Source organism: Aeromonas sp. SrichE-2G (assembly GCF_017939565.1).
In the GTDB taxonomy this organism is placed as follows: Bacteria; Pseudomonadota; Gammaproteobacteria; order Enterobacterales; family Aeromonadaceae; genus Aeromonas; species Aeromonas taiwanensis.
On sequence record NZ_JAGKRG010000004.1, the window covers coordinates 1135543 to 1155749 of the forward strand.

General features: G+C 65.4%; 16 protein-coding genes. 3 read left to right on the forward strand and 13 right to left on the reverse strand.

Annotated elements, in window-relative coordinates; all coding sequences use genetic code 11:
- Positions 1 to 7 precede the first annotated feature (7 nt).
- The 4 genes from J9885_RS07105 to J9885_RS07120 form a co-directional block, all read right to left on the reverse strand.
- Positions 8 to 1663: a cation acetate symporter gene (locus J9885_RS07105; protein WP_043760965.1), complete on the reverse strand. Its 1656-nt coding sequence runs from the start codon at positions 1661 to 1663 to the stop codon at positions 8 to 10.
- Positions 1660 to 1971, reverse strand: coding sequence for a DUF485 domain-containing protein (locus J9885_RS07110; RefSeq protein ID WP_043760964.1), 312 nt, complete (start codon positions 1969 to 1971; stop codon positions 1660 to 1662). The genes J9885_RS07105 and J9885_RS07110 overlap by 4 nt, the downstream gene beginning before the upstream one ends.
- Before the next feature lie 105 nt (positions 1972 to 2076).
- Complete coding sequence (locus tag J9885_RS07115) at positions 2077 to 2703, reverse strand: 3'-5' exonuclease (protein WP_210548940.1); 627 nt, start codon at positions 2701 to 2703, stop codon at positions 2077 to 2079.
- Between the two features lie 13 nt (positions 2704 to 2716).
- Positions 2717 to 4504 carry a putative nucleotidyltransferase substrate binding domain-containing protein gene (locus tag J9885_RS07120; RefSeq protein ID WP_210548563.1) on the reverse strand — a complete coding sequence of 596 codons (1788 nt, stop codon included), beginning with the start codon at positions 4502 to 4504 and terminating at the stop codon, positions 2717 to 2719.
- A 158-nt stretch (positions 4505 to 4662) separates the two neighbouring features.
- Here J9885_RS07120 and J9885_RS07125 point away from each other — a divergent pair, with 158 nt between their 5' ends.
- Complete coding sequence (locus tag J9885_RS07125) at positions 4663 to 5469, forward strand: crotonase/enoyl-CoA hydratase family protein (RefSeq protein ID WP_210548564.1); 807 nt, start codon at positions 4663 to 4665, stop codon at positions 5467 to 5469.
- Between the two features lie 76 nt (positions 5470 to 5545).
- Here the strand turns inward: J9885_RS07125 and J9885_RS07130 are convergent, their stop codons facing one another.
- Positions 5546 to 7039, reverse strand: a complete 1494-nt coding sequence (locus J9885_RS07130) for an alanine/glycine:cation symporter family protein (RefSeq protein ID WP_043760961.1) — start codon at positions 7037 to 7039, stop codon at positions 5546 to 5548.
- A gap of 318 nt (positions 7040 to 7357) precedes the next feature.
- Here J9885_RS07130 and J9885_RS07135 point away from each other — a divergent pair, with 318 nt between their 5' ends.
- Together J9885_RS07135 and J9885_RS07140 are read left to right on the forward strand one after the other, a co-directional pair.
- Positions 7358 to 7795: a GNAT family N-acetyltransferase gene (locus tag J9885_RS07135; protein WP_043760960.1), complete on the forward strand. Its 438-nt coding sequence runs from the start codon at positions 7358 to 7360 to the stop codon at positions 7793 to 7795.
- A gap of 18 nt (positions 7796 to 7813) precedes the next feature.
- On the forward strand, positions 7814 to 8629 hold the full coding sequence (locus J9885_RS07140) for a M90 family metallopeptidase (RefSeq protein ID WP_210548565.1): 816 nt from the start codon (positions 7814 to 7816) through the stop codon (positions 8627 to 8629).
- A 66-nt stretch (positions 8630 to 8695) separates the two neighbouring features.
- On the opposite strand, the gene J9885_RS07145 is transcribed toward J9885_RS07140, so the two are convergent.
- The 8 genes from J9885_RS07145 to J9885_RS07180 all read right to left on the reverse strand — a co-directional run bounded on the left by J9885_RS07145 (position 8696) and on the right by J9885_RS07180 (position 20064).
- Positions 8696 to 9292, reverse strand: a complete 597-nt coding sequence (locus J9885_RS07145; RefSeq protein WP_043760958.1) for a GPR1/FUN34/YaaH family transporter — start codon at positions 9290 to 9292, stop codon at positions 8696 to 8698.
- A gap of 550 nt (positions 9293 to 9842) precedes the next feature.
- On the reverse strand, positions 9843 to 12770 hold the full coding sequence (locus J9885_RS07150) for a DUF748 domain-containing protein (RefSeq protein WP_246876807.1): 2928 nt from the start codon (positions 12768 to 12770) through the stop codon (positions 9843 to 9845).
- Positions 12771 to 13007: 237 nt separating this feature from the next.
- Complete coding sequence (locus J9885_RS07155; protein WP_280634126.1) at positions 13008 to 13436, reverse strand: MerR family DNA-binding transcriptional regulator; 429 nt, start codon at positions 13434 to 13436, stop codon at positions 13008 to 13010.
- A 75-nt stretch (positions 13437 to 13511) separates the two neighbouring features.
- Positions 13512 to 14483 carry a hydroxymethylglutaryl-CoA lyase gene (locus J9885_RS07160; protein WP_210548567.1) on the reverse strand — a complete coding sequence of 324 codons (972 nt, stop codon included), beginning with the start codon at positions 14481 to 14483 and terminating at the stop codon, positions 13512 to 13514.
- Positions 14480 to 16456, reverse strand: a complete 1977-nt coding sequence (locus J9885_RS07165) for a biotin carboxylase N-terminal domain-containing protein (protein ID WP_210548568.1) — start codon at positions 16454 to 16456, stop codon at positions 14480 to 14482. The genes J9885_RS07160 and J9885_RS07165 overlap by 4 nt, the downstream gene beginning before the upstream one ends.
- A complete protein-coding gene (locus tag J9885_RS07170; RefSeq protein WP_043760949.1) occupies positions 16453 to 17307 on the reverse strand; it encodes an enoyl-CoA hydratase-related protein in 855 nt (284 codons plus the stop codon). The genes J9885_RS07165 and J9885_RS07170 overlap by 4 nt, the downstream gene beginning before the upstream one ends.
- A 10-nt stretch (positions 17308 to 17317) precedes the next feature.
- Positions 17318 to 18919 (reverse strand): carboxyl transferase domain-containing protein, encoded by a 1602-nt coding sequence (locus tag J9885_RS07175; RefSeq protein ID WP_210548569.1) that lies wholly within the window; start codon positions 18917 to 18919, stop codon positions 17318 to 17320.
- Entirely contained in the window at positions 18916 to 20064 is a 1149-nt protein-coding gene (locus J9885_RS07180; protein WP_210548570.1) for an isovaleryl-CoA dehydrogenase, read from the reverse strand. Before J9885_RS07180 ends, J9885_RS07175 begins: the two co-directional genes overlap by 4 nt.
- Positions 20065 to 20207: the final 143 nt, after the last annotated feature.

The window sequence follows — 20207 nt, forward strand, 5'->3', positions numbered from 1 at the left end:
GTGGATCCTAGTGGGCGGAGGCGCCGGAGGCACCGAGCCCGGTCTGGGAGCGAACGAACTGCGGGAAGAACTTCGCGTGCTCGTCGGAGGCTGCCTGGGACTTGTCGGTCACCGAGAAGAACCAGATCCCGATGAATGCCAGCGCCATGGAGAAGAGGGCCGGGTATTCGTAGGGGAAGATGGCCTGGGCGTGACCCAATACCTTCACCCACACGGTCGGGCCCAGCACCATCAGGGTCACGGCGCTGATGAGGCCGAGCCAGCCGCCATAGACGGCGCCACGGGTGGTCAGGCGGGACCAGAACATGGAGAGGAAGAGCACCGGGAAGTTGCAGCTCGCGGCGATGGAGAAGGCCAGGCCCACCATGAAGGCGATGTTCTGCTTCTCGAACAGGATGCCCAGGCCGATGGCCACCACACCCAGGACCAGGGTAGTCATCTTGGAGACGCGCAGCTCGTCGGCTTCGTTGGCCTTGCCCTGCTTGAGCACACAGGCATAGAGGTCGTGAGAGACCGCGGAGGCACCCGCCAGGGTCAGACCTGCCACGACCGCCAGTATGGTGGCGAAGGCCACGGCGCTGATGAAGCCCAGGAACAGGCTGCCACCCACCGCATCGGCCAGGTGAACCGCCGCCATGTTGGTGCCGCCCAGGAGGGCGCCGGTGGCGTCCTTGAAGTCAGGGTTGGTGCTGACCAGCAGGATGGCACCAAAGCCGATGATGAAGGTCAGGATGTAGAAGTAGCCGATGAAGCCGGTGGCATAGAACACGGACTTGCGGGCTTCCTTGGCGTCGCTCACGGTGAAGAAGCGCATCAGGATGTGGGGCAGGCCGGCGGTGCCGAACATCAGCGCCAGACCCAGGGAGATGGCGGAGATGGGGTCGGCGACCAGGCCACCCGGGCTCATAATGGCCGCGCCGTTGGCATGGACCTTGACCGCTTCGCTGAACAGGGCACCGACGTCGAAGTTGACGGACTTCATCACCATGATGGCCATGAAGGAGGCGCCGGAGAGCAGCATCACCGCCTTGATGATCTGTACCCAGGTGGTGGCCAGCATGCCGCCGAACAGCACGTAGAGCACCATCAGGATGCCGACCAGCACCACGGCAACATGGTATTGCAGGCCGAACAGCAGCTCGATGAGCTTGCCAGCCCCCACCATCTGGGCGATGAGGTAGAGCGCCACCACCACCAGGGAACCGCTGGCGGAGAGGCTGCGCACCGAGGTCTGCTTGAGGCGGTAGGAGGCCACGTCGGCGAAGGTGTACTTGCCGAGGTTGCGCAGCCGCTCCGCGATCAGGAACAGGATGATGGGCCAGCCCACCAGGAAGCCGATGGAGTAGATGAGGCCATCGTAACCCGAGGTGTAGACCAGGGCGGAGATGCCGAGGAAGGAGGCGGCGGACATGTAGTCACCGGCAATGGCCAGGCCATTCTGGAAGCCGGTGATGCGCCCGCCGGCGGCGTAGTAGTCGGAGGCGGAGCGGTTGCGCTTGGAGGCCCAATAGGTGATGAAGAGGGTGGCGGCCACGAAGGCCACGAACATCACGATGGCCGAGATGTTCAGGGGCTGGCGTTGCACCTCGCCACTGATGGCATCGGCCGCCAGCAGCGGGGTGGAGACCAGACCGGTCAACAGCAGCAGAGACTTGCCTTTCATGATTGCACTCCCTTGAGGATCTTGTTGTTCAGCTCGTCGAACTCGCCGTTGGCCCGAAACACATAGACACCGGTCAGCACGAAGGCCGACAGGATGAGACCTATCCCGACCGGGATGCCGCGGGTGATGCTGGAGCCTTCGCTCAGGGGGGTACCGAGCCAGCCGGGGGCGAAGGCAATGAGCAGGATGAACGCCAGGTAGAGCCCCAGCATCAGGATGGAGAGGGTCCAGGCAAAGCGCTGGCGCTTGGCGACCAGCGCCTGGAAATTGGGATCTTGCTGGATCCTCAGATAGTGTTGCTGTTCCATTGCAGTTCTCCGTGACGGTTGTGTCCGCTGTGAATGAAGGTGTCCCTACCGAGCAGCAGGCTGCTCATGTAAGCAAAATGTGAATTAAATGTTATTTTCGGACAATTAGACTTTGGGATAAGCCAGGGGGCCGCCCTGGTGCAGGCGGACAAAGATGAGGGCGGCCGCGATGGCATCGGCCAGGGCGTCGTGGGGGGGCAGGGGGGGCAGCCCGAGGTGGTGGCAGATGGCGGCCAGGTGCAGGTCGATGACGGCGTCGGGATAGCGCCGGTAGAGCCGGTCGTGATAGAGCCGGCTCACCTCCACCCCCTCCTGGGGGAGCCTCAGCCCCCACAGCCGCTGGCAGGCGAGGTTGAGGATGCGCAGATCATAGGGGATGTGATAACCCACCAGTTCGCGGGGGCCGATGAAGGCGAGGAGCTGGCGCAGTGCGGCCTCCAGCGGCATGCCCTGCTGCAGGTCCTGGTGGCGCAGGCCGTGGATGGTCACCGACTGTGCGTTCAGGCTGGGGGGCGGTTGCACTCGCAAGGAGAGCGCCTCCCCGGTCAGCAGGCGATTCCCCTGGATGCGCACCGCCCCGATGGCCACGATGTCGGCCCGCTCGGGATCCAGGCTGGTGGTCTCCAGATCCAGGGCCACCCACTCGTCGGCGGGAGGGGGTCCGAAGAGGGGGGCGAACTCCCCCTGCAGGAAGGCGCGCCCGTACCAGTGGCGGCGCCAGCGGCTCACGATGCCCATGGATGCCTCACTGCCTCAGACGAAAGTGCAAGGTGAGCCACTGCTGGAACTTCTTCACCCGATGCAGGGCGTGGCGCAGCAGATCGCGTTCACCGTGGCCGAGCCCGGCCACGCGCACCCGCCCATCCCCCTCCTGCAGCTGAGCCCGCAGCCGCAACCGGATGAAGAGCCGGAAGGCCTCCGCCAGATCGGCGCCATAGTCGCTGCTGAGGCGCCCCTGGGCGACCAGGGCATCGATGCGCGCCGTGGTCGAAGTCTCCAGGATCCCCGCCTCCAGGGAGAGCACTCGTACCCCGTGCACCAGGGGGAAGAGGCCGCCCCGCTTGAGATCCAGCCCCTCGGGATCCTGCTCCAGCCGGCCAAAGAGGGTGAGGGGGGCGTGGAAGGCGACGGCGGCCCGTGCCATCTCCGCCAGCAGATCCGGCCTATCGGCCAGGTGTGCCCGCAGGGCGCGGGCGACGGGGGCGAGCCGGGATCTCTCCCCGGCGATGGCCTGGGCATCGGCCAAGGTGGCGAGCCAGAGCAGATCCTCCTCGCTGGCCCGCACGCAGGCCAGCTCGATCTCCGTCAGCCACTGCTTCCCTTCCTTCACCCAGTCCGGGTTGCTCACCATGACATGCCCCGGACAGGGGGGATAGCCGAGGCGTGCCAGCAGGGCGCTGAAGGCGGCCAGATCCGCCTCCCGGGTGGGCCAGTCCGAGCTGTCCGGCAGGATCAGGGCATTGTCCTGATCGGTCTTCTGGATCTGCTCGCCCCGCCCCTCCGAGCCCAGCATCAACAGGCAGACCTGCTCCTGCTGCTCTGGGGGGATCACCAGGGCGAAGGCCCTGGCGATCAGCTGTTCGTTGATGGTGGCGATGAGTTTCATCAGGAAGAGGGTGTGGATCCCCTGGGCGAACAGGGAGCGCACGAGCTGCTGCTGCTCCCGGGCCACCGCCTCGAGAGCCGCCGGCGAGTCGGCCCGGGCGATGCGCAGGGTGAGCACGTGGGAGTGGGCGGAGAAGAGCCCGAGTACCTGGGTCAGGTGCAGGATGCCCGCCACCTCCTGTCCCTGCCAGATGACGAGGCGCTTGATGCGGTGGCGCGTCATCAGCAGGAGGGCATCGAACAGATAGCTCTCCAGTGGCAGACCTATCAGCGGAGTGGGGGTCAGCACCGCCAGCGGTGCGGTGAGCGGCAATCCCTTGAGGGTGAGGGCATGGAGCAGGGTCTTGCGGGTCGCCAGGCTCAGGCTGCCGTCGGCAGCGGGGTAGAGCAGGCAGTCGGTGCCCTTGGCCACCATGGCTTCGGTGGCGGCCAGCAGGGACAGGCGGCCGTCGACGATAAGGGGCGCCTGCAGGTGGCCTGGCGCTATGCGCGTCAGGATGAACTCCGCCAGGTTCTGCTGCCCGAGCTGGCCGCGGCGCTCCTGCTCCCGTTGGCGATCGGCCAGGGTGGCGGTGAAGTAGCGGGCGATGTCGGGGTGCTCGTCACACAGGGTTAGAAAGACGGAGCGGGGAATGAGCTGGCAGAGGGTGTCTTCCTGCGCGGCGAAGCGGTGGCGGCAGCGTCCGTCGAACTGGGCACGGACGTCGAACATGTCCCCCTCGCCATAGTCGCCAAACGACTGGTGGGGGGCCGACTCTTCCACGGCCCCCTTGATGATGAGGTAGAGGCCGGTGGGCTCGTCCCCCGGGCTCTGCACCGTCTGGCCGGCGCGAAAGTAGCAGATGCTGAGGTGCCGGCCGAGACGCTGGCGGGCCTCGTCGTCCAGGCAGTCGAACGGCGGGCGGGCAAAATTGAACAACAGTGACATGACAGGCTCCGTCGTGACCATGGGGCCAGTCTGGCAAAGGCGCCGGAGCTGGGCCAGCCGACTTTAGTCGCAGAGCGGCAGAGGCCTTCCTGTACCTGCCGGTAACACTCTGGTAACGTTGTGGTATGACCAGTTCAAGGGAAGAGACGGAGAAGGAGATGGAAAGACCAAGGGTCAAATGGGTGTTTCAGGACGGTATCGCCGAGGTGATGCTGAACCGGGGCGACAAGCTCAACGCGCTGGATCGCGCCATGTTCAGCGCCATCGACGAGACGCTCAATGAGGTATCCCGACAGAAAGGGCTGCGGGCGGTGATCCTGCACGGGGAGGGGCGGGCCTTCTGTGCCGGGCTGGATGTGAAATCCATGCTGAGGCAGCCGGTGGCGGCGCTGGAGATCCTCAAGCGCGAGGCGGACGAGGCGACCAATCTGGCCCAGCGGGTGGCTTATGGCTGGCACCAGCTGCCGGTGCCGGTGATCGCCGTGACCCGGGGGGTCTGCTTCGGGGGCGGGCTGCAGATCGCCCTTGGTGCCGATTTTCGCTTCAGTACCCCGGATTGCCGCTTTTCGGTGATGGAGATCAAGTGGGGCATCATCCCCGATATGAGCGGCAGCGTCACCCTGCGCAACCTGATGGGGATGGACACCGCCATGGAGCTTGCCATGAGCGGGCGCGAGCTGGAGGCTGCCGAGGCCAAGTCGCTCGGGCTGGTGAGCCGGGTGTGTGTGGATCCCCTGGAGGAGGCGCGGGCATTCGCCCGAACCCTCATCACCAAGTCGCCGGATGCGCTGGCGGGCATCAAACAGCTCTACACCCAGGCCTGGGCCCGCAGTGACGAGGCCATGCTGAAGGAGGAGACCCGGTTGCAGAAGCAGATCCTGGGGCGCCCCAACCAGTGGCGGGCTACCCTCAACAGCCTGCTGCACTGGCGTCTGCCGTTCGGGCCGAGGCGCAACGCCCTGTGAGCGGGTGACTCATCTGCAGCAGCAATAAAAATGGCAGCCGAGGCTGCCATTTTTTATCTGCTTGTTTGTCAGGGGATCAGGTGGGTTCGCGATCCGGCTCGAACGGGTGGCCGGATTGCTCTTGCTGCAGGTTCTGCTCGGAGCGGCGGCCGGTCCAGTAGTCGGCGTTCTTGATGCCAAGCTTCTCCGGGTGGAACACGGGATCCAGCCCCATGGCCTTCTGGGCTTCATAGTCCTTCAGGCAGGCGAAGGCGGGCTTTTGCAGCAGCAGGATGGCGCCGATGTTCAGCCAGGCCATCAGGCCGACCCCGATGTCACCCAGACCCCAGGCGAGATCGGCGGTCTTGACGGTGCCGTAGACGGTGGAAGCCATCAGCGCCAGCTTCAGCAGGAAGGTGAGCCAGGGACGGTTGATCTTGCGGTTGATGTAGGCAATGTTGGTCTCGGCGATGTAGTAGTAGGCCACTATGGTGGTGAACGCGAAGAAGAACAGCGCGATGGCGACGAAGGAGTTGCCAAAGCCCGGCATCATGCTCTCCATGGCGGTCTGCACATAGCCCGGGCCTGCGGCCACGCCGGCGATGCCGGTGTAGAGTGCGGCACCATCCGGACCCTGCACGTTGTACAGGCCGGTGATGAGCAGCATGAAGCCGGTGGCGGAGCAGACGAACAGGGTGTCGATGTAGACGGAGAACGCCTGCACCAGGCCCTGCTTGGCCGGGTGGCTCACCGCAGCGGCGGAGGAGGCGTGCGGGCCTGTGCCCTGGGCGGCTTCGTTGGAGTAGACGCCACGCTTGACGCCCCACATGATGGCCAGGCCCAGAATGGCACCGAAGCCGGCTTCCATCCCGAAGGCGCTCTTCCAGATCAGCAGGATCACGCCCGGCAGCTGGCCGATGTTCAGGGCGATGATGACACAGGCGACGATGATGTAACCCAGCGCCATGAAGGGGACGACGGTACTGGCGAAGTTGGCGATGCGCTTGACGCCGCCAAAGATGATGAAGCCAAGCAGCAGGGCGAGACCGGCGGCCGTCACGTTCGGGTCGATTTCGAAGGCGGTCTGCAGGCTGGAGCCGATGGAGTTCGCCTGTACGCCCGGCAGCAGCACGCCGCAGGCGAAGATGGTGGCGATGGCGAAGGTCCAGGCGTACCACTTCATGCCGAGCCCTTTCTCGATGTAGAAGGCCGGGCCGCCGCGGTATTCACCGTTGATCTTCTCCTTGTAGACCTGACCCAGGGTGGACTCCACGAAGGCGGAGCTGGCGCCGAGGAAGGCCACCATCCACATCCAGAACAGGGCGCCCGGGCCGCCGAAGGTGATGGCGGTGGCCACACCGGCGATGTTGCCGGTACCGACGCGACCGGCCAGGGTCATGGCCAGGGCCTGGAAGGAGGAGACACCTGCATCCGTGCTCTTGCCATCAAACATCAGGCGCACCATCTCCTTGATGTGGCGCAGTTGCAGGAAACGGCTGCGCAGGGAGAAGTAGAGGCCTACCCCCAGGCACAGGTAAATGAGCGCTGGGCTCCAAATCACGCCATTGATGGCATTGACGATCTCATTCATGTACAACAACTCCTTTGTTGCGCTGTCTTGGCGAGGTCTGTGCCTCGCTCCCTTAACATTGAAATAGGTGGTGACCAAGGGGGTCACTCAACACGTCACTCAACACATAGTGCAGGACTTTCGACTGGATGGTCCGCGGGATTCAACATATCGGTTTGTACAGGCCCTTCCTAGTGAAAAGTGTTGTTTCTTTGTTAATTTGTGAATTGACATTAACAAACGATGAATGGAACTGGACAAGGTTCGGTACTTACCCATCATCTGCATCTTTTTCAGGTCCAGGGGCCCAGGGGGCATAATGCAAATAGGAGGCCAGGAGTGACAACGAAGGAAAATGACTGCACCATTCGCCCCGCCGAGGGGGAGGATGGGGCCGCGTTGTCGGTGTTGTTTGCCCAGTTGGGCTACCCGAACCCTGACGGCGAGGTGGCCGTGCGCCTGGCCGAGCCCGAGCCGGCCCGGGAGGTGCTGGTCGCGAGCCTTCATGGCCGCATCCAGGGTGTGCTGGTGTGGCATCGGCTGCAACCCATGCACCTTGCACCAGCCTGGGGCCTGATCTCGGCGCTGGTTGTCGATGAGGGTGCAAGGGGTGAGGGGATCGGCGCCCTGCTGCTGGCGGTGGCAGAGCAGCGGGCTGCGGCCCTGGGGTGCTGCCAGCTGGAGCTCTCCAGCAGCCTCAAGCGCGAAGGGGCGCACCGTTTTTATCTGGCGCAAGGCTATAGCGAGCGCCCGAAACGCTTTGTGAAAGCGGTCTGATTGGCAAGAGGAGTCCCAGTGTTCTGGTCCAGGTTGAAAGCGGTATTTGGTGGTGCATCCCCCATGGAGCGTGCGCTCCCGGGGGAACAGGAGTGGCGGCAGGCCCTGGCGGCCGTCCCCATCCTGCAGGGGCTTCCCGCCGGGGAGGAGGAAAAGCTGATCGCATTGGCGCACCTCTTCCTCTCGCGCAAGACGATCACCCAGATCGGGGTCGAACTGAGCCCCCGGCAGCAAGGCGTGCTGGCTCTGCAGGCGGTGTTGCCCATCCTGCATCTGGGGATGGATTGGTATCGCGGTTTCCACGAGGTGATCATCATCCCCGAGCCCGTCACCCGCCGTCAGGAGGTGCAGGACGAGTTCGGGCTGGTGAGCGAGTTTGAAGAGGAGAACGCCGGCGAATCCTGGCCCCAGGGGCCGCTGGTGCTGGCCTGGAGCGAGCTGCAGCAGGATGGGGACTGGGATGGCTTCAATCTGGTGATCCATGAGCTCGCCCACAAGCTCGACATGCTGGGAGGGGATGCGGACGGGGCGCCGCCGCTGCCGGCCGGCATGGATCCACGGCAATGGACCCGGGTGTTGCAGCAGGCATTCGACGAGATGAACGAGCAGCTGGCCAGGGGGGAGGTGACCGAGATCGATCCCTATGCCGCCTCGCACCCCGCCGAGTTCTTCGCGGTGTGCAGCGAGAGCTTCTTCACCGATCCGCTGCGCCTGCGCACCGTCTATCCCGCCGTCTACGAGCAGCTCGCCCACTTTTATGGGCAGCAGCCCGCCGATCGCTTCCCTGCTACCCGGCTGCTGGCGGGGGACACAGCGGAGCAGGAGCCGCTTTAGCCCCCGACGACAGATAGACAAAAGGCACCCGAGGGTGCCTTTTTCACAAGCGATGTCGCGTGCCTGTCAGGCAGCGGCTTTCAGCTGGGCGGGAGCGGCTTTCTTCTGCTCGCCGATGGGCATCACGGTGCGACCGAACTGCTCGTTGATCACGGTGGCCATGGCCAGGTAGATGGCGCTGGCACCGCAGATGATGCCTTCGAAGCCGGCGATGGTGCCGATCAGGGTGCTGCCGGTGAAGTCACGGGCGGCCAGCAGGAAGAACAGCACGGTCAGGGAGGCGAACACGAACTGCTTCACGCGCGGGAAGTTGACGGTACCGACCAGCATGAACAGGGTGAAGACGCCCCACATCAGCAGATACCAGCCCATGTAGGCGTGGGGAGTGGCTTCGGCCAGACCCATGGTCGGCATTACCAGCAGGAACACCAGGCTCCACCAGAAGGTGCCGTAGGAGATGAAGGCGGTGACACCGAAGGTGTTGCCACGCTTGTACTCCATGATGCCGGCGATGATCTGGGCCAGACCGCCATAGCACAGACCCATGGCCAGGATCATGGCGCTGATGGGGAAGAAACCTGCGTTATGGATGTTCAGCAGAATGGTGGTCATACCGAAACCCATCAGACCCAGAGGGGCAGGGTTGGCCAATTTTTCGCTCACGTGGTGTTCTCCAACAATAGAGGTGGGGTTGATAAAAGACGCGCGATTTTAGGCAGCCTCTTGGCCCCGGGCAAGGGGGGAAGGGGTTGAAACGGTAAAAAAATGACACAAAATTTTACGCAGCCAACCATTCGTGGGATTACGGTAGGCAACACGTGAAGGAATAACGTTTTCTTCGTTGCATTTTTGTGTTTTTGACGTCGGAAATGAAACTGGGTAACGAATGGGGCAGTGACCCCGCTGGCAGAGAACGAGCGCTGCGGGACTTGAATGTAATCAGGGTTTGGTACAAAAAAACATCTGATATGCCATCAGACAAGAGATGCTTACCACCATTTCTCTCACCTCGACTCCCAGACAAGCGGCATGCCCTTTTCTGCCGGCCACTCGGAGGCGGACGGGGGAACTCTTGCGAGGGGGTCAAGGGAGGGAAGGGGCGTGGCCGCCAGTAAAAAAAGGGAGTGGCGTCAAGCGGCGAACGGGCGAGGCGCCACCAGGGTTATCGGGTCTCCCAACAAAAAGGGGAGCCAATTTGGCTCCCCTTTTTGGGTCAGTCGTCCAGGGTCAGCACGACCTTGGCTTCCTTGTCCGTCTCCTTTACCTGGCTGTCGAGCACGAACAGGCGCTCCGGTGCTATGCCCTGGGTATCGACCAGGTACTCCTTGGTGTTCTGGGCCCGGCGCATGGCGAGGTTTCGCAGGGACTTGGCGGTGATCAGCTGCTGGTCCCGCAGCAGGATCACCGCCTGGGCGCGCAGGGCCGGACTCTGCTCGGCCAGTTGCAGCCGGCTGGCCAGGGTGTCCAGATCCTCGTTGAATTTGGCCTCATAGGCCTCTGCCAGGGCGCTCTGCATGGCGGGGTCCTGCTCCAGCAAATCGAGATCGACCGGGCTGCCGGTGAGCTTGGCCAGCGCCCGCTCCAGCTTCTGGTGCTGGAGGATGGGGCGCTCCTCGTGGAAGTTGACCTTGCCGCGAATGTTCATGCTGAGCTTGGGCCTGTCCTTGAGGGCCTGCGCCAGGGTGGCGAGCTTGCCCTGCTGGGTCGGGGTCAGGCTGGGATCCCCGGGCAGGAAGGGAAGCTCGTCGAGATCCTGAGGGCCGCCCGTCAGGGAGGCCAGCAGAGAGAAGGGAGAGGTGATGGCTTTGCTGAGGGTGTTGCCGAGCACATCCCAGAAGATGTTGCCGAGGCTGAAATTCGGCTGATCCAGATCGCCCTTCACCTTGAGGTTCATCTTGATGACACCGCTTGAGTCGCTCAGCAGGGCGATGGCAAGCCCGAGCGGCAGATCCCTGGCCTGTTCGCTCTTCACCTTCTCCCCGAGCTGCAGCTTCTTGATGGTGATGTCGTTGTCCCCCTCCAGCCGGTTGCCCTGCAACTTGTAGTTGAGCTTCATGGAGAGCTGCCCCTTGTCGATGGCATAGCCCGCATAGGTGCTGGAGTAGGGGGTAAAGGTGGTGAGCTCCAGGTTGTTGAAGGCCACGGCGACGTCGAGCACGGGATCCTCGATGAGCAGGTTGGCGCCGCCCCGGATGGTGACGGGGGCGTATCTGTCCACCTTGCCGTTGAAGGCGATCTCGGATCGCTGGCCCGGCGTGTTGCTGATGTGGCGGCTCTGGCCCTCAAGGGAGGCGATGTCCACCACGAACTCCGGGCTCAGGCTGCGATCGGCAAAGCGCAGGTTGCCCTGGGCGGTGCGGATCTGGTCGATGAGGATGTGGGGAGCGGGGCCGCTCTCCATGCTGGTCGGCTGGGGCAGCAGCAACTGCTGGACGTTGGTGATCCCCTCTTCGTTTATCTCGATGCGGGCGAAGGGCTTGGTCAGGAGGACGTCGGCTATCTTCACCTGCTGGCGGATGCCGTCATAGTGCAGGCCGCTCAGCTGCAGGCTGTCAATCTGCAGCAGGCGCTGGTTGTCGGCCCGATCCAGCACATTGAGCCGCGCGATGTCGAGCCCGCCGCTGATGTCCAGCTTGTTCAGGGTGCCCTGCTCATCGGTGGCCAGCGCCAGCTTGATGCGGCTGGCAAGTTCCCCGTCCCGCACGCTGATGCGCAGCAGATCCTGCAGATAGGGTTGCGCCAGGGTGAGGGGCAGGCCTTGCTGGCGGATGGCGCCATTCAGGGTGAAGGGGGCCAGCCCCAGGGTGCCGTCAAACGCCACCGTCGTCCTGGTGTCGAGGGCCGCGCTGAGGGCGAGGGGAGTGCTCTGGCCGGGCTGGCTGCCGAGGGTGCCCAGGGTCAGCGCGAGACCGGATATATCCCGCACCAACGGCTTGCCGCTGCTGGATTCGGTCAGCTTGAGGCTACCCTGCTCGATGCGGGTCTGCTTGAGGCTCCAGCGCCAGGGCCTGGCTGTCGTGGCAGAGTGTTTGGCCGCTGGCTTGGTGGATTTCTGTGCTGATGATTTGGCGGGTTTGGGGGCCGGCTGGGGGATCAGCAGATCGGCCAGATCCAGCCGCTGCTGCCCGTCGAGGACGGCGACGAGCGCCGGCGCCTTGATAGTGGCGGCGTCCATCTCCAGGGTTTGCTTGGTGCCGTCGACCCGGATCCCCGTGAGAGCCAGGCGGTTGAAGCGGGCAAACTCGCCCCCCTTGTCACCCTTGAGCTGCCAGTTGGAGAGCGTCAGCTTGCCCTTCGAGAGCTGCCATACGAGCCCCCTTTTGCCCGGGGTGAGGCGATAGGCGATCTCGGCGCTGGCCTCTCCCTTGCCTAGCCTGGCCTTGACATAGGGGGCCCAGAGCGGGGCGAAGGGGGCGATGGCCACCTTGCCGAGGCTGAGCTGCCCCTTGCCGGCCCCCGTCATGATGTCGAGTTCGCCTTCCGCCTTGAGGGGGCTCTTCTGGTTGAGGGTGGCGCTGAGTCGATAGGGATTGAGGGCGCCCTGGGCGCTGGAGAAGCCGGGCAGCGTCAGGTCGAGGTCGACGAGGGTCAGGGGGGGCACCCAGCCGGTGCTGCTCTGCTTACGACTGTCTTTGTACTGGAGTTGTCCCTGGGTCAGGGCCAGCTTGGCGACAGTTACCACCAGAGACGCGGCGCCGGTTGCCGGCTCTGCCGGAGTCTGCATCTGCGCCAGCAAGGGGGCCAGGGCTTCGGTCAGATTGAAGCGAGCCTGCCCCTTGCTGTCAGGGAGGCGAACCAGGTCCAGGCGGGGGGCGGTCAGGGTCGCCTCTGCCAGCACCAAGGCGCGCTGTCGCCAGCTCTCTTTCACCTCGGGAATGAGGCGCAGCCCCTCGAACGACACCAGCACCCGTCGCTCGTCGTCGAGCAGGGTGGTGGGGCCCAGGGTGAGGGAGGGGGAACGCAGCCCGATGTCAATCTCTCCCAGAGTGAGGTGCAGACCGTAGTGGGTGGCGAGCCAGCCAGGCAGATGGCGCTGGATGAGATTGGGGGCTTGCCAGAGCAGTATGGTGACGCAGATGAGCAGGCTGGCGCAGAGATAGAGGGCGTAGCGCAACAGGCGGGCAGGCAGGGGCTTGAGCATGACGGTCTCCATTTGATGCGCATATGGTAGCAATTAATCGCGATGGAATCATGGGAGGGGCTCATGAGGTGCGCCGCACTCTGACCAGGATGGGGAAAGCTTGCACAGCCGTGGTGATGCGCGTTTGCTCCCGCGCACCAGAGGACGTGCTTTGGCCTCAGGGGGGCGGGTGCCTGCCGGCACCTGGGGACGACTGCGGCATAGGAGACTCCGGGGGCGAGATACCCCCAGAGTCTGTCAATCCGCGTCGGTTTTCAAGCCACCCAGGGAGTGGATGCAGCGCTGCTCGGCGGCGTCGAGTTCGGCCATCACCATCTGGATGTCCTCGAGCTGCTGGCGCAGGGAGTGGCGCCTGGCTTCGATGAGCTGGATCATGGAGTGCAGCTGCATCCGGCTGGAGCGGTCCGTGTCGTACATGTCGAACAGCTCGCGGATCTCCGCCAGGCTGAAACCGAGCCGCTTGCCTCTGAGGGTGAGCTTGAGGCGGATCCTGTCCTTGTGGCTGTAGATGCGGGTCTGCCCCTCCCGGGCCGGGGTGATCAGCCCCTCGTCCTCGTAGTAGCGGATGGTGCGGGGGGTGACGTCGAACTCCTGGGCGAGCTCGGAGATGCTGTAGGTTCTCTCCTTGCCGCCGAAGCTGCCGGCTCTCATGGGGTTGTCCTGCATGATCTGGCCTCCAACAGGGGGGAAGGGGGGCATAGGGCTGGCGCCTGGCCGTTCTCGGGGACGGCGCTCACGGGATCATCCTGCATGGGGCGCTCCCTGGGTTTTCTCTTGCCGCTCCGGTGGCGACTGGCGGGCCCTGGCGTGGAGGGCCTGACCGACCCGGGAGCCGTTGGGGCGGCCTAGCAGCTCGCTAACCCACTGGCCGGTGGCCGCCAGCTTGTCCAGGTTCACCCCCGTCTGCATGCCCAGGCCGTGCAGCAGGTAGACCACCTCCTCCGAGGCGATGTTGCCCGACGCCCCCGGTGCATAGGGGCAGCCGCCGAGCCCGGCCACCGAGCAGTCGATGGTGCGAATGCCGCGCTCCAGCGCCGGCAGCAGGTTCGCCACCCCCTGGCCATAGGTGTCGTGAAAGTGCACCGCGAGGCGCCCGGCCGGGACCTCGTGCAACACGGCGTCCAGCATGGGGGCCACGGTGCCCGGGGTGCCGACGCCTATGGTGTCGCCGAGGGATATCTCGTGACAGCCGAGATCCAGCAGGCGCTCGGCCAGGGCGGCGACCCGCTTCGGCTTGGTCGGCCCGTCGAAGGGGCAGGCGATGACGGTGGAGAGATAGCCCCGCACCTTGATGCCGAGGCGACGCGCCTCCTGCACCAGGGGGGCGAAGCGTATCAGGGACTCCTCCACGCCGATGCCGATGTTGGCCCGGGTGAAGCCGTCCGAGCAGGCGGTGAAGAGGCCTATCTCATCGGCGCGGGCGGCGATGGCGGCTTGCAGGCCCTGCAGGTTGGGGACCAGGGCGCCGTAACGGGTCGGCCCCCTGCGGGGCAGCGCCTCGAACAGGGCGGCGGAGTCCGCCATCTGGGGCACCTTTTTGGGGGAGACGAAGGCCCCCACCTCGATGCGCTGCAGGCCGCACTGTGCGAGGCGCTCGATGAAGGCCTGACGCTGCCCCAGCGAGAGGAGGCGAGGCTCGTTTTGCAGACCATCCCGCGGCCCCATCTCCACCAGGCTGACCCGGTCGACGGGGAGGTGGATCTCCTTGTTCATGGCGCGTCTCCTTGCTCGTCTTTCTCATCTTTTTCATCATCGGCGGCAAAGTGCACCAGCAGGGTGCCCTGGCTTACCTGATCCCCCTGGCGGCAGGGCAGGGAGGCGATCACCCCGTCCCGATCCGCTCGCAAGATGTGCTCCATCTTCATCGCCTCCATCACCAGCAGGGGTTGACCCCGGGTGACGGACTGGCCGGCCTCGACCAAGAGTGCTACCACCATGCCGTGCATGGGGGCGATCGCGCCCTTGGCGGCCTCCGCACCCTGATCATGGTGATGCTGGTGGCGCTGATCATCGGCCGAGAAACGGATGCGTTGGCCGGCCAGCTGCAACACATAGTCTCCCTCGGCCAGGGTGTGGAGGGGGTAGCGCTGCCAGCGTCCCGCCTGCTGCAGACGGATATGATCGGCCCCCAGCTCGTAGGCCTGCGCTTCCCCTTGCCAGAACAGGGTACCCGCACGCTCATTCAGGGTCAGCACCCTGACCTCGTCGCCGATGCGCACCGCCGCCGTAAAGCTCCTGGTCGCCCCCAGCCGAAAACCGGGGGCCTGCTGCCAGGGGGAGGGGCCGATGCGGCTGGCCAGCCAGAGGGTGGCCAGCGGCCAGGCGAGGGGGGGGACGGGCTCGGCCGTGGTGGGGATGGGCCACTGGGTGTGGTGGCTCATGGCCAGCACCTCGGGCTCCTGGCACAGGCACAGCAGCAGGGGGCCGTTGTGCACCAGGGGGCCTAGATCCAGCGCCGCCAGGGCGTCGGCCAGCCTGGCGAAGGCCTGGGCCCTGTCATCCCCGTGGGCGACCAGCTTGGCGATCATGGGATCGTAATAGGGGCTCACCTCGTCACCGGCGGCGACACCGGTATCGATGCGCACCCCCTGGGGCCAGTCGAGCCAATGGATGGGGCCGCTCGCGGGCAGGAAACCGGCGGCCACGTCTTCGGCGTAGAGGCGCGCCTCCACCGCGTGGCCGCGCAGCACCACTTCCTCCTGGGAGAGGGGCAGCGGCCTGCCCTCGGCCACCGCCAGTTGCCAGGCCACCAGATCCTGGCCGGTGACGGCCTCGGTGACCGGGTGCTCCACCTGCAGCCGGGTGTTCATCTCCATGAAGAAGAACTCCTCCCCGCACAGCAGGAATTCGACGGTGCCGGCACCCCGATATTTGATGGCCCGGGCGGCGGCCACGGCGGCCTCGCCCATGGCGCGGCGAAGGGCTGGCGCTATGTTCGGCGCCGGCGCCTCCTCGATCACCTTCTGGTGGCGGCGCTGCAAGGAGCAGTCCCTGTCCCCCAGGTAGATGGCGTTGCCCTGCGTATCGGCAAACACCTGTACCTCCACGTGGCGGGCGCGGGGGAGGTAGCGCTCCAGCAGCACCTGATCATCGCCGAAGGCCGCCAGGGCCTCCCGCTTGACCGCTGCCAGGGCCTCGTCAAAGTCCTCTATCTGCTCAACCCGGCGCATCCCCTTGCCGCCGCCGCCACTGGCCGCCTTGATAAGGAGCGGGAAGCCGGTGAGCCTGGCCTGATCACGCAATACCGCCAGGCCTTGATCGGCGCCGTGATAGCCGGGCAGCACGGGCACCCCGGCCGCCTCCATCAGCGCCTTGGCGCCGGACTTGTCCCCCATGGCGAGGATGGCGGCGCCGCTTGGACCGACAAAGCGCAGGCCGCGTTGCTCACAGGCGGTGGCAAAGTCGCTGTTCTCCGAGAGGAAGCCGTACCCCGGGTGAACGGCATCGGCCCTGGCCTCCTTGGCGATACGCAGCACCTTGCCGGTGTCGAGGTAGCTCTCCCGGGCGGGGGCCGGGCCCAGATGCCAGGCTTCGTCGGCTTCACGCACATGCATGGCATGGGCATCGGCGTCCGAATAGAGGGCGATGGTGTGGATGCCGAGACGCCGCGCGGTCTTGATGATGCGCACGGCGATTTCGCCTCTATTGGCGATGAGCAGGCGCTGGATAGGGTGGTATTGAGTCATGTTTCGTCCTTGAAACGGGGGCGCCAGCTCGGGGGGCGCTTGTCGAAGAAGGCCTGGATCCCCTCCTGGGCCTCGAGTCCGACCCGGACCCGGGCGATGGTCTCGACCGTCCTCTCTTCGTGTTGGGGGCCTGGGTGCGCCTCGATGGCAGCCAGCAGCCGCTTGGTCTCCTTCATCGCCTCCGGGCCGTTCTGGCACAGGCGCAGTGCCATGGCGCGCCCTTCTGCCAGCAACTGATCGGGATGGCAGAGCCGGTGCACCACGTTGAGCCGACAGGCGGTGATGGCATCGAAGGGTTCTGCGCTCAGCATGTATCGGCGGGCCTGGCGCGTGCCCATGGCGCGCACCACATAGGGGCTGATCACCGCAGGCACCAGCCCCAGGCTCACCTCCGAGAGGCAGAAGCGGGCATCGTCGCTGGCCAGCACGATGTCGCAGGCACAGACGAGGCCAAGCGCCCCGCCGTAGGCGGCCCCCTGCACCAGGGCCACGGTGGGGAAGGGCAGGGTGTCGAGGGCCTGCATCAGATGCGACAGCACCCGGGCATCCTCGCGATTCTTGTCAAAGGAGCTGGGGTCGAACTCCCCCTGGGCCATCTTGCGCATCCAGTTGAGGTCGGCGCCGGCACAGAAATGCGGCCCCTCGGCCCGCAGCAGCAGCACGTGGGGACGCTCGGCCAGGGGCTGGCCGTGGCAGTGGGCGAGATCGTCGAGGCAGTCGAGCAGCCCCTGCATCAGATCGGCGTCGAGGGCGTTGTGGCGGGCCGGTCGCGCCAGCACCAGCTCGATGAGCGGGCCGTGGCGCTCCAGCCGGAAATGGGCCAGGGGGTCATTGCAGAGCGGGTCTGACATGTTGCACTCCTTACATCCGGAAGATGCCGTACTGTTCCGGGCCACTCTTGGCCCCCTGGCACGCCGCCAGGGCCAGGGCCAGCACGGTGCGGCTCTGGGCCGGGTCGATGACGCCGTCATCCCAGAGCCTGGCGCTGGCGTAGTAGGGGTGACCCTGACGCTCGTATTGCGCGATCACCGGCGCGCGGATGGCGGCCGCCTCCTGCTCGCTCAGCGCCTTGCCTTCCGCGGCCAGTTTGTCCCGGCGCACCTGCACCAGCACGCCGGCGGCCTGCTCGCCCCCCATGACGGAGATACGGCTGTTGGGCCAGCTGAACAGGAAGTCCGGCTCATAGGCGCGGCCGCACATGCCGTAGTTGCCGGCGCCAAAGCTGCCACCGACGATCAGAGTGATCTTGGGCACCCGGCTGCAGGCCACGGCGGTGACCAGCTTGGCGCCGTGCTTGGCGATCCCGTCCCGCTCGGCCTGACTCCCAACCATAAAGCCGGTGATGTTCTGCAGGAAGAGCAGCGGGATGGCGCGCCGGTTGCAAAGCTGGATGAAGTGGGCCCCCTTCTGGGCGCTGTCGCTGTGCAGCACGCCGTTGTTGGCGAGGATCCCCACCTGCATGCCGGCGATGCGGGCGAAGCCGGTGACCAAGGTGGTGCCGAACAGCGCCTTGAATTCGTCAAAGTCCGAGCCGTCTACCAGGCGGGCGATCAGCTCGCGTGCGTCATAGGGGCGCTTGAGGCTGGTGCCCACCAGGCCGTACAGCTCCTCGATGGGATAACAGGGGGGCTCGTAGCCGGGGTTGGTCTCTACCGGCTCATTGCCCAGATGGGTGACCAGGGTGCGGGCGATTGCCAGGGCATGGGCATCGTCCCGGGCCATGTGATCCGCCACCCCGGAGTGGGCGCAGTGAACCTCGGCGCCCCCCAGGGCCTCGGCGCTGATCTCCTCGCCGGTCGCCGCCTTGACCAGGGGCGGGCCCGCCAGAAAGATGGTGGCCTGTTCCTTGACCATGATGGACTCGTCCGCCATGGCGGGCACGTAGGCACCGCCGGCAGTGCACAGTCCCATCACCACCGCCAGCTGGGGGATGTTCTGGGCGGACATGCGGGCCTGGTTGTAGAAGATGCGACCGAAATGTTCCCGGTCGGGGAAGACCTCGTCCTGCATGGGCAGGAAGGCACCGCCGGAATCCACCAGATAGAGGCAGGGGAGGCGCAGCCGCTCGGCGATGGCCTGGGCGCGCAGGTGCTTTTTCACCGTGAGCGGGTAGTAGGTGCCCCCCTTCACGGTGGCGTCGTTCACCACCAGCATGCACAGGCGCCCCGAGACCCGGCCGATGCCGGTGAGGATGCCGGCGGCGGGCACCGGCTCGTCATAGACCTGCCAGCCCGCCAGGGCAGACAGTTCGAGAAAGGGGGAGCCCGGGTCCAGCAGCTGGTTGATGCGCTCGCGGGGCAGCAGCTTGCCGCGGGCCTGATGGCGGGCGTTGTTGGCCGCACCACCGCCCAAAGCTATCTCCTCCAGGCGGGCGTTGAGATCGTCGACCAGGACCTGCATGGCGGCCTGATTGGCCTCGTAGTCGGGGCTGGCCCTGTCGAGGCGGGAGTGGATCCTGCTCATGCATTCTCTCCCATCAGTTCGCGGCCGATGAGCCAGCGGCGGATCTCGGAGGTGCCTGCACCTATCTCGTAGAGCTTGGCGTCCCGAAGCAGGCGGCCGGTGGGGTATTCGTTGATGTAGCCGTTGCCGCCGAGCAGCTGGATGGCGTCCAGGGCCATCTGGGTGGCGTTTTCGGCGGCAAACAGGATGGCGGCGGCGCAATCCTTACGGCTGGTGCGGCCCTGATCGCAGGCGCTTGCCACCGAGTAGACCAGCGCCCGGCTGCTGGCGAGGCGGGTGTACATGTCGGCGAGCTTGCCCTGCACCAGCTGGAAGTCGCCGATGGGCTGGCCGAACTGCTTGCGATCGCGCACATAGGGCAGCACCACGTCCATACAGGCCAGCATGATGCCGAGCGGCCCGGCCGCCAGCACCACCCGCTCGTAATCCAGACCGCTCATCAGCACCTTGACCCCCCCGTGCAGGGGGCCCAGCAGGTTCTCCTGCGGCACGCGGCAATCCTGGAATACCAGCTCGCAGGTGCTGGAGCCGCGCATGCCGAGCTTGTCGAGCTTCTGGGCGGTGGAAAATCCCGGGGTGCCCGCCTCGACGATAAAGGCGGAGATGCCTTTGGGGCCGGCGGCGGGATCCGTCTTGGCATAGATGACGAAGGTGTCGGCATCGGGGCCGTTGGTGATCCACATCTTGTTGCCATTGAGCACGAAGTGATCCCCCTCGCACACCGCGGTCAGGCGCATGCTCACCACGTCGGAGCCGGCTCCCGGTTCGCTCATGGCGAGCGCCCCCACGTGCTGGCCGCTCACCAGCAGGGGCAGGTAGCGCGCCTTCTGATCCGGGGTGCCGTGACGGTGGATCTGGTTGATGCAGAGGTTGGAGTGGGCGCCGTAGGAGAGGCCGACCGAGGCGCTGGCGCGGCTCACCTGCTCCATCACCAGCACGTGGGCCAGATAGCCGAGGTCCACCCCGCCATACTCCTCCGCCACCGTGATGCCGTGCAGCCCCAGATCCCCCATGGCGGGCCAGAGATCGCGGGGGAAGGCGTTGCTCTGATCGATCTCGGCGGCGCGCGGCGCGATCACTTGTCGGCAGAAGGCTTCGACCTGTTCGGTCAGGGCCTGGAGGGTCTCATCCATCAGGACATGCATCCGTGCTCTCCTTGTGCTTGGGTCTTGGTTGTTGGGACTCAACCTTGTTCGCCTGATGCAGGGGGACTGGTCAGTCCATTCGCGATTTAAGTTTACGTTAGCGTAAACGTAAATGAGTTGTTAGTCTAAGGTAAATTCGTTGC